Here is a 15446-nt window from a genome sequence, read left to right as displayed (position 1 = left end):
GGTGAGCGCGCCGACCCAGCACCCCCCGCGCCGCCGGGTCGGCGCGTCGCTGCCGGACTTCCCCTGGGACTCCCTGGCCGCCGCCAAGGCCCGCGCCGCGGCCCACCCGGGCGGGATCGTCGACCTCTCCGTCGGCACCCCCGTCGACGCGACCCCCGCGGTCGTCGCCGACGCGCTGCGCTCGGCCGCGGACGCCCCCGGGTACCCCCAGACCCACGGCACCCCCGCGCTGCGCGAGACCGTGGCGTCCTGGTTCGCCCGCCGGCGCGGGGTGCCCGGGCTCGACCCCGACGGGGTGCTGCCGACGGTCGGCTCCAAGGAGCTCGTGGCCTGGCTGCCGCTCCTGCTGGGCCTGGGCGACGGCGACGTCGTCGCCCACCCCGCCGTCGCCTACCCCACCTACGACGTGGGGGCCCGCCTGGCCGGTGCGACCCCGCTGGGCGCGGACACCGTCGAGGAGCTCGACGCGGCCTGGGAGGCCGGGCGGCGGGTGCGCCTGCTGTGGCTGAACTCCCCGTCCAACCCGACCGGGGCCGTGCGCTCGGTGGGCGAGCTCGCCGCGCTGGTGGACTGGGCCCGCGCCCGCGACGTCGTCGTGGCCTCCGACGAGTGCTACGCCGAGCTCGGCTGGGACGCGGCCCACGACACCACCCGCGGCGGCCTGGTCCCCTCCGTCCTGGACCCCCGGGTCTGCGGGGGCGACCACACCGGGCTGCTGGTGGCGTACTCGACCTCCAAGCAGTCCAACCTCGCCGGCTACCGCGCCGCGTTCCTCGCCGGTGACGTCGCCCTGGTGCGGGAGCTGCTGGAGCTGCGCAAGCACGCCGGGATGATCGTGCCCTGGCCCGTCCAGGTCGCCCTGCGGGCCGCGCTGGGCGACGACGAGCACGTCGCCGCGCAGCGCGAGCGCTACCGGGCCCGCCGCGAGGTGCTGCGCCCGGCGCTGGAGCGCGCGGGCTTCCGCGTCGACGCCTCCGCGGCGGGGCTGTACCTGTGGAGCACCCGCGGGGAACCCTGCCGCACCACGATCGACCTGCTCGCCGAGCGGGGGGTCCTCGCCGCCCCCGGCGACTTCTACGGCCCCCCCGGGGCCCGGCACGTGCGCATCGCGCTGACCGCCACCGACGAGCGCATCGGCGAGGTGCCCGCCCGCCTGGCGGACCTGGCCTGATCGTGCCCGGGACGGGTCCGCCACGGGTGTGACGGACCTGTGTTGGGCACCGTCGACGGGGGCGGGTACGGTCGCGACATGGCTGACTCCGTGACGCTGAAGCACGCAGGTGGCGAGCTCGACCTCCCCGTGACCCCTGCCACCGAGGGTGCCGCCGGCTTCGGCATCGGCAGCCTCCTCAAGGAGACCGGGCTGGTCACCCTCGACTCCGGCTTCACCAACACCGCCTCCTGCACGTCGGCGGTCACCTACATCGACGGTGACGCGGGCGTCCTGCGCTACCGCGGGTACCCCATCGAGCAGCTGGCCGAGAAGTCCACCTTCGTCGAGACCAGCTACCTGCTCATCTACGGGCACCTGCCCTCCGCGGCGGAGCTGTCCGCCTTCACCGAGCGGATCCAGCGGCACACCCTGCTGCACGAGGACCTCAAGCGGTTCTTCGACGGCTTCCCCCGCGACGCGCACCCGATGCCGGTGCTGTCCAGCGCGGTGAGCGCGCTGTCGACGTTCTACCCCAACTCCCTCAACCCCTTCGACGAGGAGCAGGTGGAGCTCTCCACCATCCGCCTCCTCGCCAAGCTGCCCACGATCGCGGCCTACGCCCACCGCAAGTCCCTCGGTCAGCCCCTGCTCTACCCCGACAACCGCCTCGGGCTGGTGGAGAACTTCACCCGCCTCGCCTTCGGCAACCCCGCCGAGGACTACGAGATCGACCCGGTCATGGTCAAGGCCCTGGACCAGCTCCTCGTCCTGCACGCCGACCACGAGCAGAACTGCTCCACCTCCACCGTCCGGCTCGTCGGGTCGGGCCAGGCGAACCTCTTCGCCTCCGTCTCCGCCGGCATCCACGCCCTCTCCGGACCCCTGCACGGCGGGGCGAACTCCGCGGTGCTGGACATGCTCGAGGCCATCAGGAACTCCGACGACGACGTCGACACGTTCATGACGAAGGTCAAGAACAAGGAGAAGGGCGTGCGCCTGATGGGCTTCGGCCACCGGGTGTACAAGAACTACGACCCCCGCGCGGCCATCGTGAAGAAGACCGCCGACCAGATCCTCTCCGGCCTCGGCAAGCGCGACGAGCTCCTCGACATCGCCATGCGCCTGGAGGAGATCGCCCTGCACGACGACTACTTCGTCGAGCGCAAGCTGTACCCGAACGTCGACTTCTACACCGGCCTCATCTACAAGGCCATGGGCTTCCCCACCAAGATGTTCACGGTGCTGTTCGCCCTGGGCCGCCTGCCGGGCTGGATCGCGCAGTGGCGCGAGATGATCAACGACCCCGCCACCAAGATCGGCCGCCCCCGCCAGGTGTACATCGGCGAGGGTGCGCGCGACTACACCGAGATCGGCGCCCGCTGACCCCCGGCCGCGGGGTCAGCCGACGCTGATCCGCACACCGCCACCGGGCACGCCGGTGGCGGTGGGCACCCAGCCGCGCCCGGAGGCGTCCCGGCTCCAGCGCGAACCCTCCACGCTGACTTCGGTCACCGGGTGCACCCCGGCGCTGGCCACGGCCCACGCGGCGATCGCCCAGGCCGTGCGCGCCGCGTCCTCGCCCTCCGCCCGGTACTCCAGGGCCCGCCCCTGCGCACCCTCCACGACCGAGGGGGACAGGATCGTCACCTGCGCCCCCGCGGCGTCGGCGACGGCCTGGGCGGAGGGGGTGAGCTGCTCGTCCCCGCCGACCTGGACCTCCGTCGCCACCGGACGCAGGTGGCAGCTGAAACCCCCCGGGGTGTAACCGGTCAGCGCCGAGGCCACCAGGCGGGCCTCCGGCTCGTGGTCGCCGTAGGCCAGGGGGAAACCGCTGCGCTGCACCCGCTGCGCCGCGTCCGTCACCGGCAGGTCGCGGTAGCCGTCGACCTCCACCAGCGCGTCGTAGAACGCGTTCGTCGCGAAGACCGGGTCCTGCACCTGCTCCGGGGTGCCCCACCCCTGGGAGGGCCGCTGCTGGAACAGGCCGAGGGAGTCCCGGTCGCCGTGGTCGAGGTTCCGCATCCCCGACTCCTGGACGATCGTGGCGATCCCGATCGTCGCCGCGCGCGCGGGCAGCCCGCGGCGCACCGCGATCCCCACGACGGTGGCCGCGTTGGCGGCCTGCTCCGGCGACATCGACGTCGACTCCCCGTCGACCGTCGCCGAGCAGCGCTCGCGCACGAGCGGCACCTCGCCGTCCCCGGTGATCCAGACGATCCCGGCGGTGGCGAGGACACCGACGGTGGCCAGGGTGGCGGCCAGCCGCAACCGGCGGGTGTGCCGGGCCCCGGGGGAGGGGCGCCGGTGGGGTCGAGGGCTCGCGGGCACCTCAGTTGGCGTGCAGGGCGGGGTTCAGCTCCACCTTCACGCCCCGCCGGGGCAGGGCCTCGACCTGGCCCGTGACGGAGTTGCGGCGGAACAGCAGCCCGTCCGAACCGGACAGCGTGCGCGCGGACACGACCCGGTCCACGGCGCCGTCGCGGTCCAGCAGCGTCACCTTGGTGCCGGCGGTGATGTACGTCCCCGCCTCCACCACGCAGTCGTCGCCCAGGGAGATGCCCGTGCCGGAGTTCGCCCCCAGCAGCGTGCGCTCGCCGATGCTCACGACCTCCTTGCCGCCCCCCGACAGCGTCCCCATGATCGAGGCGCCGCCGCCGACGTCGGAGCCGTCGCCCACGACGACCCCGGCCGAGATGCGGCCCTCGACCATCGAGACCCCGACCGTGCCGGCGTTGAAGTTCACGAAGCCCTCGTGCATGACCGTGGTGCCCGGGGCCAGGTGCGCGCCCAGGCGCACGCGGTCGGCGTCGGCGATGCGCACCCCCGTCGGCGTCACGTAGTCGGTCATGCGCGGGAACTTGTCGATGCCCAGCACCGTCACGGGGCCGACGTTGGCCCGCAGCGCCAGGCGGGTGCGCTCGAAGTCCTCCACCGCGCACGGGCCGTGGTTGGTCCACACCACGTTGGCGAGCACGCCGAAGATCCCGTCCAGGTTCAGCCCGTGCGGGGCGACCAGGCGGTGGGAGAGCAGGTGCAGGCGCAGGTAGGCGTCGGCGGTGTCGACCGGCGGGGTGTCGAGGTCGGCCTCGGTCGTCACCACGCGCTGCTTGACCCGGCGGTGCGGGTCGGCGTCCTCCAGCGAGGCCAGCTCGGCCGGGACCCCGTAGGACCCCGTGTGCGGGTTGGGACCCAGCTCGGGGAAGGGGTACCAGACGTCGAGCACCGTCCCGTCGGCCGCGACCGTGGCGAGGCCGTGGCCCCAGGCGCGCCGCGCCCCCCGGTCGGTCTGCTGCGCGGTGCCGGTGCCCGTCTGCTCGCTCACGCAGGTGACCCTACAAGCGAGGCCGCCCCGGCTCCGACGGCACGTCGCGGGGCGTGGCTAGGGTGAAGCACGTGACCGCCTCGCCGACCGCGCTCGACCTCGCCGACCCCGCCATCGACGTCGTGGAACTGACCCGCCGGGTGTGCGACATCCCCTCCGTGAGCGGGGACGAGCGCGCCCTCGCCGACGCCGTCGAGGCCGCGCTGCGGGCCCTGCCGGGCCTGGAGGTCGTCCGCGACGGGGACGCCGTCGTCGCGCGCACCGCCCTGGGCCGCGCCGAGCGGGTGCTGCTGGCCGGCCACCTCGACACCGTCCCGCTCACCGACCCGCCCAACCTGCCGGTGCGCCGCGAGCAGCACCCCGTCGACGGCGACGTCCTCGTCGGCCGCGGCACCTGCGACATGAAGGGCGGGGTGGCCGTCCAGCTCGCCCTGGCCCGCCGCGTCGCGGCCGCCGGCCCCGCCGCCCCGCGCGACGTCACCTTCGTCTTCTACGACCACGAGGAGGTCGAGGCCGCCCGCAACGGCCTCGGCCGCCTGGCCCGCAACGCCCCCCACCTGCTCGCCGCCGACTTCGCCGTCCTGCTCGAACCGTCCTCCGCCGTCGTCGAGGGCGGCTGCAACGGCACCCTGCGCGCGGAGGTCACCACGACGGGGAAGGCCGCGCACTCCGCCCGCGCCTGGCGCGGCAGCAACGCCATCCACGCCGCCGCGCCGGTGCTGGCCCGGCTCGCGGCCTACCAGCCGCGCGAGGTCGAGGTCGAGGGCCTCGTCTTCCGCGAGGGGCTCAACGCCGTCGCCGTCAGCGGCGGCATCGCCGGCAACGTCATCCCCGACCGCTGCGTCGTCACCGTGAACTACCGCTTCGCCCCCGCCGTCGACTCCGCCGGGGCCGAGGCCCACGTGCGCGAGGTCTTCGAGGGGTTCGAGGTGGCCGTCACCGACGCCGCCGACGGGGCCGTGCCCGGGCTGCACCTGCCCGCGGCCGCCGACTTCGTGCGCCGCACCGGGACGCAGCCGCTGCCGAAGTACGGCTGGACCGACGTCGCGCGCTTCTCCGCCCTCGGGGTGCCAGCCGTCAACTACGGGCCGGGCGACAACGCCACCGCGCACGCCGACGACGAGCGCTGCCGGACCGCGGAGGTCGAGCAGTGCCTGCGGGTGCTCACCGGCTGGCTGCTCGAGGGCACCGGGCAGGAGGACGCGTGAGCACGATCTGCCTGTACGGCAGCGCCTCCGGCGGCATCGACCCCGCCCACGTCGAGCTCGCCACCACGGTGGGGCGCCTCATCGGCGAACGCGGCCACGACCTCGTCTACGGCGGGGGCGGGACCTCCGTCATGGGCGCGGCCGAGGCCGCCGCCCGCGCCGCCGGGGCCCGCACCACCGGCGTCATGCCGGAGGCGCTCATGGCCCTCGAGCTGCCGCCTGCGGGCCTGGGCGAGCTCGTCGTCACCGCCGACATGCGCCAGCGCAAGGCGGAGATGGACGCCCGCGCCGACGCGTTCGTCGTCCTGCCCGGCGGGCTGGGCACCCTGGAGGAGCTCTTCGAGATCTGGGTCGCGCGCACCATCGGCCTGCACACCAAGCCCTTGGCCGTCCTGGACCGCGCGGGCCACTACGCGGGTCTGCGGACCTGGCTGGAGGGCCTGGTCGAGCGCGGGTTCGCCCGGCCCCTGGTCTTCGACTGCATCCTCTGGACCGAGGACCCGGAGGAGGCGCTGGACCACCTGGAGCGGGCGCCGCGGGAGCGGGTGTCGCTGCCCAGCTCGGAGATCGTGGGGACCTTCGTCGACTTCCCGCCCCAGCCGGACGGGGACCCGCCGCGGCCCCCCGCCGGGGGTGGTCCCTCGTGACCGTGGTGCTGCTGGTCCTGGTGCTGCTGGCCGTGGGTGCCGTCGCGGCCGTCGTCGCCGGCCGCGTCAGCGGCGGCCTGGGCCCGGCCACCAGCAGCCGCCCCTACCGGGGCCTGCCCGAGGGGCCCGTGCTGGCCGCCGACGTCGACGCCGTGCGGTTCTCCCTGGGCCTGCGCGGGTACCGGATGGACGAGGTGGACGCCGTGCTGGACCGCCTGCGCGAGGAGATCCGCGAACGGGACGAGGAGCTGACCGCGTGGCGCACCGCCGAGGACTGAACCGGACCGGAGCGGGACGGACCGTCGACTTCACCGCCCGCGCCGAGGTGAGCGGGCGGGTGCGGCACGTCTTCGACGTCCTCACCGACTGGCCGCGCCAGACCGCCTGGGTGCCCGCCACCGTCGTGGCCCGGCCCGAGGGCGGCCCCGTGGGGGTCGTGGGGGAGCGCTTCGTGGGCACCACCACCCTGGGCCCGTGGGTCCTGGTGGACCCCATGGAGGTCGTGGCCCGCCAGACCCCCGACGACGACCGCCCCGGGCGGGTCTCCATCGTCAAGACCGGCGACGTCTTCGGCGGGACCGTCGAGATGGTCGTCGCCCCCGCCGGCACCACCGGCGGTCGCGTGCGCATCGAGTGGACCGAGCACCTCGTGGTGCGGCCGCGGGGGCTGGCCCTGCTCGCCGCCTGCGGCGGGGCGCTGCCGGGCCTGGTGGGCCGCGTGGCCTTCGAGGCGGTGCTGCGGCGCGCGCGGGACGACCTCCACGGCCCCTCGTGACCGCCGTCCCCGCCCCGGTGCACGCCCCGCCGGTGCGGTCGCGCCTCCTGCTGCGCTGGCTGCGGCTGCCGGTGGCGGTGCGGGTCCTGCTCGTCTACGCCCTGGCCCGGCTCTTCTCCGCGGCCGTGCTCGCCGAGGTCGCCCGCTTCCAGGTCGCCAGCCAGTGGACCCCCGCGCGCTCCGGCTACGGGGACGTGCTCGGGCTGTGGGACGCCACCTGGTACCGGCGGATCGCGGAGGAGGGGTACCCCGACTCGGTGCCGCTGGGCGCGGCGGGCGACGTGCAGCAGTCGGCGCTGGCCTTCTACCCGCTGGCGCCCCTGCTCGCCCGGCTGGTGATGCTCACCGGCCTGCCCTTCTCGTGGGCGGGGTCGGCGGTGTCGCTGGTCGCGGGGGCGCTGGCCGCGGTCGGGGTGCACGCGGTGGTCCTGCGCGCGCTGAGCGAGCGGGCCCCGGCGGCCGTGGCCCGGCGCGGGGCCTGGAGCGCCGCGGTCCTGTTCTGCGTCAGCCCGCCCTCGCCGGTCTACCAGGTGCCCTACACCGAGGCCCCGGCGATCGCCCTGCTCGTGGCCTTCCTGGCCTGCCTGCAGCGGGGCCGCTACGCGCCCGCGGCGCTGCTCGCCCTGCTGCTGGGGCTGACCCGGCCGGTCGCGGTCCCGCTCTGCGTCGTCGTCGTCGTGCACCTGGTGGTGCGCGCGCGGCGGGGCCGGCGCGCCGGGCGGGTCCTGGGGGGCCGGGAGGCGCTGCGCTGCCTGGCCCTGCTGTCCGCCTCCGGGGCGGCCGGGCTGCTGTGGCCGGTCGTCACCTGGCGCCTCACCGGCCGCACCGACGCCTACACCGCGACGATGGGGGCCTGGCGGGCCGGGGGGCGGGTGGAGTGGCTGACGCCGTGGTGGGGGATCTCGCAGTACGTCCTGGGCGCGGTCGCCGGTCCGCTGCTGCTGGTCGCCGCCGTCGTCGCCTCCGCGTGGTGGTTGCTGTCCCGGCGCACCGCCGTCCTCGGGCCGGAGCTGCGGGCCTGGTGCCTGGCCTACGTCGGGTACCTGCTGCTCGTCCTGGACCCCTTCACCAGCCTCTTCCGCTACCTGGTGCTCCTCTTCCCCCTCGGCGGCCTGGTGGCCCTGCGGCCCGGCGGGCGGCCCGTCCTGCGCGCCTGGGTCGCGTGTTCCCTGGCCCTGCAGGTGGTCTGGGTCGCCTGGCTGTGGCGCTTCTCGCCGCCCGCCGACTGGCCGCCGTGATCGCCGTCGCCGGTCCACGAGCGGCGCACCGGGATCACCGGGGCGCCCCTGCGCCCAGCCGGGGGGCGCGGTGGGGGATGATGGACCCCTACACGCCGACCGCAGCACCCGGCCGCGGGCCCGGCGCGCGCACGAGACGACGAGAGGGAGCACGCCGATGGCGGCCATGAAGCCGAGGACCGGGGACGGTCCGCTGGAGGTCACCAAGGAAGGGCGCGGCATCGTCCTTCGCATGCCGCTGGAAGGCGGTGGTCGTCTCGTGGTCGAGATGACGCCCGACGAAGCCAGGGCCCTCGGAGAGGCCATCACCTCGGTCGTGGGCTGAGGCGCGGCACGCGGGGCGGGCACCACGGTGCCCGCCCCGCGTCGTCCCGGCCCCGGCCGGGGCCACCACCGGGGGCACCCGGGCACCCCGGGGCACCACCGCCCGCACCCGCGAGAGTCAGGACGACACCGTGAGCACCCCCACCGTCACCGCCGCCGCCCCCGAGCTGCGGCGCTGGACCCCGCCCGTCGTCGAGGTCCGCCGCGGGACGCCCGCGACCGCCGACCTGTCCGGGATCGCGGTGCTCGCCGTCCCCGTGGCCCCGGGCGAGGGGGCCGACACGCCCCTGCAGCCGCGCCCGGGGGCCGCCGACGCCGCCGTCCGCCACGGCATCGACCTCGCCGCCGTCTGCGCCGCCGAGGCGGTGACCGGCGCGGCCGCCACCGCGACGCGCCTGCCCGTGCCCGCCCCCGAGGGCGGCCCGCAGCGGCTCGTCGTCGTCGGGGTCGGCGACTCCTCGCCCACCGCCCTGCGCCGCAGCGCCGCCGCCCTGGCCCGGGCCGCGGGCACCGGGGACGTGGCCACGACGCTGGCCGACGGCGTCGGCCCCGCCGGCACCCGCGCCGTCGTCGAGGGGTTCCTCCTCGCCTCGTACTCCCCGCCGGTGACCGGGCGCAAGGCTGCCGCCGAGCCCCCCGCCCGCCGCCTCGTCCTGCTCGGGGAGGTCGCCCTCGCCGACGTCCGGCACGCCGAGGCCACTGCCGCCGCAACCGTCCTGACCCGCGACCTCGCCGCGACCCCCTCCAACCTCAAGGACCCGGCGTGGATGGTCGCCCAGGTCCACGAGGTCGCCGCCGCCGCCCGGCTGAAGGTCGAGGTCCGCGACGCGGACCGGCTGCGGCGCGAGGGGTTCGGGGGCCTGCTCGCCGTCGGGGCCGGCTCGGCGTCCGAGCCCGCCCTCGTCCAGGTCGGCTGGACCCCGCGCGCCCGCCCGGGCGTGCCGCACGTCGTCCTCGTCGGCAAGGGCATCACCTACGACACCGGCGGGCTGGGCCTGAAGCCGCGCGAGTCGATGGTCGCGATGAAGACGGACATGGCGGGCTCCGCCGCCGTCCTCGCCGCCGTCGCCGCCGCCGCCCGGCTCAAGCTGCCGGTCCGGGTCACGGGGCTGCTGGCGCTGGCCGAGAACTCCCTCGGCGCCTCGTCCTACCGCCCCGGCGACGTCGTCCGGCACTACGGCGGGCGCACCACCGAGGTCAACAACACCGACGCCGAGGGCCGGCTGGTCCTGGGCGACGCGCTGGCCTACGCCGACGCCGTCCTGGCCCCCGACGTCGTCGTCGACGTCGCGACCCTGACCGGCGCCGCGGGCCTGGCCCTGGGCAAGCGCCACGCCGCGCTGTTCTCCCCCGACGACGCCCTCGCCGACCAGCTCGCCGCGGCCGCGGCGGCGACGGGGGAGCGCGTGTGGCGGATGCCCCTGGTCGAGGACTACCGGCCGGCCCTCGCCTCCGACCTCGCCGACGCCCGCCAGGTCGTCACCACCCCCGGCTTCGGCGCCGGGGCCGTGGTCGCGGCGCTGTTCCTGCGCCCCTTCGCGGGCGGGCGCCGCTGGGCGCACCTCGACATCGCCGGCACCGGCCGCGCCGACGCCGCCGAGCACGAGGTCACGCGGGGGCCCACCGGCTTCGGGGCGCGGCTGCTGGTGGAGTGGCTGGAGTCGGTGGCCGCCGGCGCCTGAGACCGGCGCCTGAGACCGGCGCGGGGCGGCTAGCCGTGCTTGACGGCGAGCAGGAGCCCGTCGCCGGTGGGCAGCAGCGAGGGGTACCAGTGGCCGTCCTCGAGGACCGTGCGCCCCACCTCGCGCAGGGCGGTGGTCGAGGCGTCGCGGGCGGCCGGGTCGGTGACCCGGCCCTTCCAGAGGGCGTCGTCGACGACGAGCAGCCCGCCGGGGCGCAGCAGCCGCAGCGCCTGCTCGAGGTAGGCGGAGTACTCGCGCTCGTCGCCGTCGAGGAGGACGAGGTCGTAGGCGGCGTCGGTGAGGCGGGGGAGGACCTCGAGGGCGCGGCCGTTGATGAGACGGGCCCGGTTGGGGCGGATGCCGTCGTCGGCGACGCTCTCGCGGGCCGCGCGCTGCGCCTCGGCGTCGGAGTCGATCGTGGTGACGACGCCGTCCTCGCCCATGCCGCGCAGCAGGCTGATGGTCGAGACCCCGGTCCCGGTGCCGACCTCGACGACCGTGCGGGCGCGGGTGGCGGCCGTCAGCACCGTGAGGACGGAGGCCACGCCGGGGGAGACGGGCTCCAGGCCCAGCTCGGCGGCCCGGGCCCGGGCCCGCTGCAGCACCTCGTCCTCGGGGACGAACTGCTCGGCGTAGGCCCAGCTGACGGGCTGCTTGACCTGGCGGGACGGAGGCGTCGGCACGAGCGCAATCTAGTGCACCGGCTGATCTCACCCCAGGTGCTCGCCCGACGACGCCCCGTGAGGCCGGTGGTGGTGCCGCCGTGCCCGCGGCGGGGAGGCCCGGTGCAGCCCACCCCCGGGGGGTGGTGCGGGAACCCCGCGGGTCAGACCTCCGTTGGACCCCGTGACGCCGACCGGCTGGAAGTGCCGGCGGCGACTGGCCCGAGCGATGGGAGTGGGAGACCATGGGTGCAGTGGCGGTGCCGTTCGCGGCCCCCTTCCCCGCCCGTTCCAGGAGGAACCCCGTGAGCGACGACACCGGCGAGCCCGCCGGGCGTGCCCCGGTCGTCGACCCCGCGACGCTGTCGCCGGCGGTCGCGGCCTCGACGTGGGTGCCGCCGACGTGGGAGGAGGTCGTGCGCGACCACTCCGCGCGGGTGTACCGGCTGGCCTACCGCCTGACGGGGAACCGCCACGACGCCGAGGACCTCACCCAGGAGGTCTTCGTGCGGGTCTTCCGCTCGCTCTCCAGCTACCAGCCCGGCACCTTCGAGGGCTGGCTGCACCGGATCACGACGAACCTCTTCCTCGACCAGGTCCGGCGCAAGCAGCGGATCCGCTTCGACGCCCTGGGCGACGACGCGAACGAGAAGCTGCCCAGCACCGACGTCGGCCCCGAGCGCGCCTTCGAGCACCGCAACCTCGACGACGACGTCCAGCGCGCGCTGGACGCCCTGCCGCCGGACTTCCGCGCCGTGGTCGTCCTCTGCGACATCGAGGGGCTCTCCTACGAGGAGATCGCCGCCACGCTGGGCGTGAAGCTCGGCACCGTGCGCTCGCGCATCCACCGCGGCCGCGCCCAGCTGCGCGCCGCGCTGGCCCACCGCGCCCCCCGGCCCAGCGCCCCCGCCCCGCAGCTGGCCTACGGGGAGGACGGCCCGTGAGCGGACCGCACCTCGGCGCCCGGGTCAGCCCCCTCGTCGACGGCCGCCTCGCCGCGGACGCCGAGGCGCGGGTCGCGGAACACCTGCGGCAGTGCCCGGAGTGCTCCGAGGCCGTCGACGCCGAGCGGCTCGTCCGCGCCCGCGTGCAGGCCCTCGGCGTCCCGCCGATGTCGGAGGACCTCGTGGCGCGGCTGCTGGACATCGGCGGCCCCAGCGGGCCGCTGCCCCCGCGCGACGCGCCGATGGCCGTCCCGGCCCGGCCGGTGGTGGGGGTCGCCCCGCCCTCGCGCACCGACGCGACCCGGGGCGGGGGGGCACGTCGTCCCGCGACCCGCTCCGCGGCCCTGCGGGTGCGCCGCCGCCCGGTGGCGGCCGCGCTGGCGGGGACGTTCACGCTGCTCGGGGCCGGGATCGTGGGCGCCCTCGTCCTGGGCGGGGTGCCCGGGGGCGACGCGCCCGCCCCGGTGGCGGAGCTGCGCACCACCCCCTCCGCCTCTAGCACCCCCGTCGGGCGCCTCCTGCCGGCCGGGCCCGTCGGGACCCCCGCGCCCAGCGCCCCCACCGTCCTGCCCACCACCACCTCGACCGTCGCGCCCTGATGAGCGCACCGTCACCACCCGGGGGCTGGGACCGCCCCGGCGACGCCCCCGGCGACGGCCGCGACCCCTGGTCGGGCCCGCCCACCGCACCGCCGCCCTCGGCGGAGCAGGTGTGGTGGCGGCCCGAGGGGCCGCCTCCCGGTCACGACGCCTTCCCGCCCCACGCCCCGGTGGACCCGGGCACCGCCCCGGGACCCGGGGGGCACCGGCGCGCCGGGGCCCCCGCGCGCCGGATCGTCGTGGGCAGCGGCGTCCTGCTGCTCGGCGTCGTCGGCGGGTTCGCCGGCGGGCTGCTGCAGGACGAGGTCGGGGACTCCGACGGCACCTACCCCGCGGTCGCGATCGCCTCGCCCAGCGCCGGCAGCACCGAGCGGCCGGCGGGCTCCGTCGCCGGGATCGCGGCGGCCGCGCTGCCCAGCGTGGTGGCGCTGCAGGTGCAGGGGCAGGAGGGCACCGGGACGGGCTCCGGCTTCGTGCTGGACACCTCCGCCGGCGGGGGCGGCACCTTCGTCCTCACCAACAACCACGTGGTCGCCGGGGCCTACGACGACGGGGTGACCGTCGTCTTCCAGGACGGGGCCCAGGCCGTGGGCGAGCTCGTCGGGGCCGACGCCTCCTACGACCTCGCCGTCGTGCGGGTCGAGCGCGGCGGGTTGCGGGCGCTGCCGTTCGGCGACTCCGCCGCCGTCGTCGTGGGGGACCCCGTGGTGGCCGTCGGCGCCCCGCTGGGGCTGCAGGGGACGGTGACGGAGGGGATCGTCTCGGCCCTCAACCGGCCCGTCTCGGCCGGCGAGAGCGGCCCGGACGCCTCCTACATCCAGGCCATCCAGACCGACGCCGCGATCAACCCCGGCAACTCCGGCGGGCCGCTGCTGAACGCGGCCGGCGAGGTCATCGGGATCAACTCCGCCATCGCCGCTCTGCCCGGGGCCGGCGGGGGGCAGACGACGGGCAGCATCGGCCTGGGCTTCTCCATCCCCTCCGAGCAGGCCCGGCGCACCGCCGAGCAGCTCATCCGGACCGGTCGCGCCGTGCACCCGATCATCGGGGTGTCCCTGGACAGCTCCTACACGGGCGAGGGCGTGCAGATCCTGGACTCCCCGGGAGCGGTGAACCCCGGTGGTCCCGGGGAGCGGGCGGGCCTGCAGCCGGGCGACGTCGTGCTCGCCATCGACGGCCGCCCCGTGACCGAACCGGCGGAGCTCATCGTCGACATCCGGGCCCGGGAACCCGGCGAACAGGTGACGCTGACCGTCCGCCGCGACGGCCGGACCACCGAGGTGCCTGTCACGCTCGAAGCCGACGGTTAGGATCGCCACGTGTTCGGCATCAACGGGGGCGAGTTCATCGTCCTCCTCGTCGTGGCGCTCGTGGTCCTCGGACCGGAGCGTCTGCCCCACTACGCCGAGCAGCTGGCCGGTCTGGTCAAGTCCGCCCGGCGCTTCGCGAAGGGCGCCCAGGCGCAGATGCGCGAGGAGCTCGGCCCGGAGTTCGACGACATCGACTGGCAGAAGCTCGACCCGCGCCAGTACGACCCGCGCCGCATCGTCCGCGAAGCGCTGACCGAGGCGTGGGAGGACGACGACGAGGCGCCGGTGAAGAAGAGCCCCGCCGCGGCCACCGGCAGCGGGGTCGACCTGGGCAAGAAGTCGTCCGCGCCCGCCGCGGCCCCCGCGCCCGTCCCCTACGACGAGGACGCCACCTGAGGCTCGCGGGGGCGGCGCCGCTCAGGCGACGCTGACGCCCAGGGGCCGCCCGGCCAGCCCGCGCGGTCGCCGGGCCAGCGTGCGGGCCAGGTCGCGCAGGACGACGGCGGCGGGGGAGTCGGGGTGCGAGAGCACCACGGGCGTCCCGGCGTCGCCGCCCTCGCGCAGCTCGACGTCCATCGGCACCTGGGCCAGCAGCGGCACGTCGGTGCCCAGCCGCTGCGAGAGCGACTCCGCGACGGTGGCGCCGCCGCCGGAGCCGAACACCTCCAGGCGCTGCCCGCCGGGCAGCTCCAGCCAGCTCATGTTCTCCACGACGCCGACGACCCGCTGCTCGGTCTGCGCGGCGACCGACCCCGCCCGCTCGGCGACCTCCGCCGCGGCGACCTGCGGGGTCGTGACGACGAGGATCTCCGCGCGCGGCAGCAGCTGACCGACGCTGATCGCGATGTCCCCGGTCCCCGGGGGCAGGTCCAGGAGCAGGACGTCCAGGTCGCCCCAGTGCACCTCGCTGGCGAACTGCTGCAGCGCGCGGTGCAGCATCGGCCCGCGCCAGGCCACCGGCTGGTTGCCGGGCACGAACATGCCGATGGACATGACCCGGATCCCGTGGGCGGTCGGCGGGATCATCATGTCGCCGACCTTGGTGGGCTTGCCCGTCACGTCCAGCAGGCGCGGGACGGAGAAGCCGTGGACGTCGGCGTCGAGGAGGCCGACGCGCAGGCCGTCGGCGGCCATGGCCGCGGCCAGGTTGACCGTGACGCTGGACTTTCCGACCCCGCCCTTGCCGGAGGCGACGGCGTAGACGCGGGTCAGGTTGCCGGGCTGGTTGAAGGGGATGACGGGGGCGGCGCCCGTGGTCCCGCGGACCTTGGTCGTGAGCTCGCGGCGCTGGTCGGGGGTCATCTCCCCGAGGTGGACGCGCACCCCGCGTACGCCGTCGACGGTGCGGGTGGCGGCGGTGACGTCGCGGGTGAGGGTGTCGCGCATCGGGCAGGCGGCGATGGTCAGCAGGACCCGGACGTCCACCACCCCGTCGGCGCCGACGTCGACGCCCTCGACCATGCCGAGCTCGGTGATGGGACGGTGCAGCTCGGGGTCGTCGACGGAGGCGAGGGCGCGCAGGACCGCGGTCCGCACGCTCTCGGGGGCAGGCGTGCTCGGCATGGCCCCAGGGTACGTGGGG

Annotated in this window: 17 protein-coding genes; 13 read left to right on the top strand and 4 right to left on the bottom strand. The window is 76.3% G+C overall.

Going from position 1 to position 15446, the window contains the following annotated elements:
* Window position 1: 1 nt before the first annotated feature.
* Both dapC and KRAD_RS05400 read left to right on the top strand, forming a co-directional pair.
* A complete protein-coding gene (dapC, locus tag KRAD_RS05405; protein WP_012084519.1) occupies window positions 2-1171 on the top strand; it encodes a succinyldiaminopimelate transaminase in 1170 nt (389 codons plus the stop codon).
* A gap of 78 nt (window positions 1172-1249) precedes the next feature.
* The gene (locus KRAD_RS05400) at window positions 1250-2536 is read left to right on the top strand and encodes a citrate synthase (protein WP_041292719.1); all 1287 of its coding nucleotides are present in this window, start codon (window positions 1250-1252) and stop codon (window positions 2534-2536) included.
* A 15-nt stretch (window positions 2537-2551) separates the two neighbouring features.
* On the opposite strand, the gene KRAD_RS05395 is transcribed toward KRAD_RS05400, so the two are convergent.
* Entirely contained in the window at window positions 2552-3481 is a 930-nt protein-coding gene (locus tag KRAD_RS05395; protein ID WP_012084517.1) for a hypothetical protein, read from the bottom strand.
* A 1-nt stretch (window position 3482) separates the two neighbouring features.
* Window positions 3483-4475 carry a 2,3,4,5-tetrahydropyridine-2,6-dicarboxylate N-succinyltransferase gene (dapD, locus tag KRAD_RS05390; RefSeq protein ID WP_012084516.1) on the bottom strand — a complete coding sequence of 331 codons (993 nt, stop codon included), beginning with the start codon at window positions 4473-4475 and terminating at the stop codon, window positions 3483-3485.
* A gap of 71 nt (window positions 4476-4546) precedes the next feature.
* On the opposite strand from dapD, the gene dapE reads away from it, so the two are divergent.
* The 7 genes from dapE to KRAD_RS05360 all read left to right on the top strand — a co-directional run bounded on the left by dapE (window position 4547) and on the right by KRAD_RS05360 (window position 10349).
* Window positions 4547-5683, top strand: coding sequence for a succinyl-diaminopimelate desuccinylase (gene dapE / locus KRAD_RS05385; RefSeq protein ID WP_012084515.1), 1137 nt, complete (start codon window positions 4547-4549; stop codon window positions 5681-5683).
* Window positions 5680-6330, top strand: coding sequence for an LOG family protein (locus KRAD_RS05380; RefSeq protein WP_012084514.1), 651 nt, complete (start codon window positions 5680-5682; stop codon window positions 6328-6330). The genes dapE and KRAD_RS05380 overlap by 4 nt, the downstream gene beginning before the upstream one ends.
* A complete protein-coding gene (locus KRAD_RS05375) occupies window positions 6327-6608 on the top strand; it encodes a DivIVA domain-containing protein (RefSeq protein ID WP_012084513.1) in 282 nt (93 codons plus the stop codon). Before KRAD_RS05380 ends, KRAD_RS05375 begins: the two co-directional genes overlap by 4 nt.
* A complete protein-coding gene (locus KRAD_RS23970) occupies window positions 6587-7105 on the top strand; it encodes an SRPBCC family protein (protein ID WP_049821079.1) in 519 nt (172 codons plus the stop codon). Before KRAD_RS05375 ends, KRAD_RS23970 begins: the two co-directional genes overlap by 22 nt.
* Window positions 7102-8343, top strand: coding sequence for a hypothetical protein (locus tag KRAD_RS05365; protein ID WP_012084511.1), 1242 nt, complete (start codon window positions 7102-7104; stop codon window positions 8341-8343). Before KRAD_RS23970 ends, KRAD_RS05365 begins: the two co-directional genes overlap by 4 nt.
* Before the next feature lie 157 nt (window positions 8344-8500).
* Window positions 8501-8668, top strand: a complete 168-nt coding sequence (locus tag KRAD_RS24980; RefSeq protein WP_012084510.1) for a DUF3117 domain-containing protein — start codon at window positions 8501-8503, stop codon at window positions 8666-8668.
* Between the two features lie 130 nt (window positions 8669-8798).
* Entirely contained in the window at window positions 8799-10349 is a 1551-nt protein-coding gene (locus tag KRAD_RS05360; protein WP_012084509.1) for a leucyl aminopeptidase family protein, read from the top strand.
* 29 nt (window positions 10350-10378) lie between these two features.
* On the opposite strand, the gene KRAD_RS05355 is transcribed toward KRAD_RS05360, so the two are convergent.
* Window positions 10379-11032: an O-methyltransferase gene (locus KRAD_RS05355; RefSeq protein ID WP_012084508.1), complete on the bottom strand. Its 654-nt coding sequence runs from the start codon at window positions 11030-11032 to the stop codon at window positions 10379-10381.
* Window positions 11033-11256: 224 nt separating this feature from the next.
* On the opposite strand from KRAD_RS05355, the gene sigE reads away from it, so the two are divergent.
* The 4 genes from sigE to KRAD_RS05335 are packed head-to-tail and all read left to right on the top strand — an operon-like array spanning window position 11257 to window position 14260.
* Window positions 11257-11955: an RNA polymerase sigma factor SigE gene (gene sigE, locus KRAD_RS05350; protein WP_012084507.1), complete on the top strand. Its 699-nt coding sequence runs from the start codon at window positions 11257-11259 to the stop codon at window positions 11953-11955.
* Window positions 11952-12554, top strand: a complete 603-nt coding sequence (locus KRAD_RS23965; protein ID WP_012084506.1) for an anti-sigma factor family protein — start codon at window positions 11952-11954, stop codon at window positions 12552-12554. Before sigE ends, KRAD_RS23965 begins: the two co-directional genes overlap by 4 nt.
* Window positions 12554-13864, top strand: a complete 1311-nt coding sequence (locus KRAD_RS05340; protein ID WP_012084505.1) for a S1C family serine protease — start codon at window positions 12554-12556, stop codon at window positions 13862-13864. Before KRAD_RS23965 ends, KRAD_RS05340 begins: the two co-directional genes overlap by 1 nt.
* 9 nt (window positions 13865-13873) lie before the next feature.
* Window positions 13874-14260, top strand: a complete 387-nt coding sequence (locus KRAD_RS05335; protein WP_012084504.1) for a twin-arginine translocase TatA/TatE family subunit — start codon at window positions 13874-13876, stop codon at window positions 14258-14260.
* Between the two features lie 21 nt (window positions 14261-14281).
* On the opposite strand, the gene KRAD_RS05330 is transcribed toward KRAD_RS05335, so the two are convergent.
* A complete protein-coding gene (locus tag KRAD_RS05330) occupies window positions 14282-15427 on the bottom strand; it encodes an Mrp/NBP35 family ATP-binding protein (protein ID WP_012084503.1) in 1146 nt (381 codons plus the stop codon).
* Window positions 15428-15446 lie beyond the last annotated feature (19 nt).

This window comes from Kineococcus radiotolerans SRS30216 = ATCC BAA-149 (assembly GCF_000017305.1).
In the GTDB taxonomy this organism is placed as follows: Bacteria; Actinomycetota; Actinomycetes; order Actinomycetales; family Kineococcaceae; genus Kineococcus; species Kineococcus radiotolerans.
Note: the sequence above shows the minus strand (reverse complement) of the source record. Positions and strands in the feature narration are given on the sequence as shown.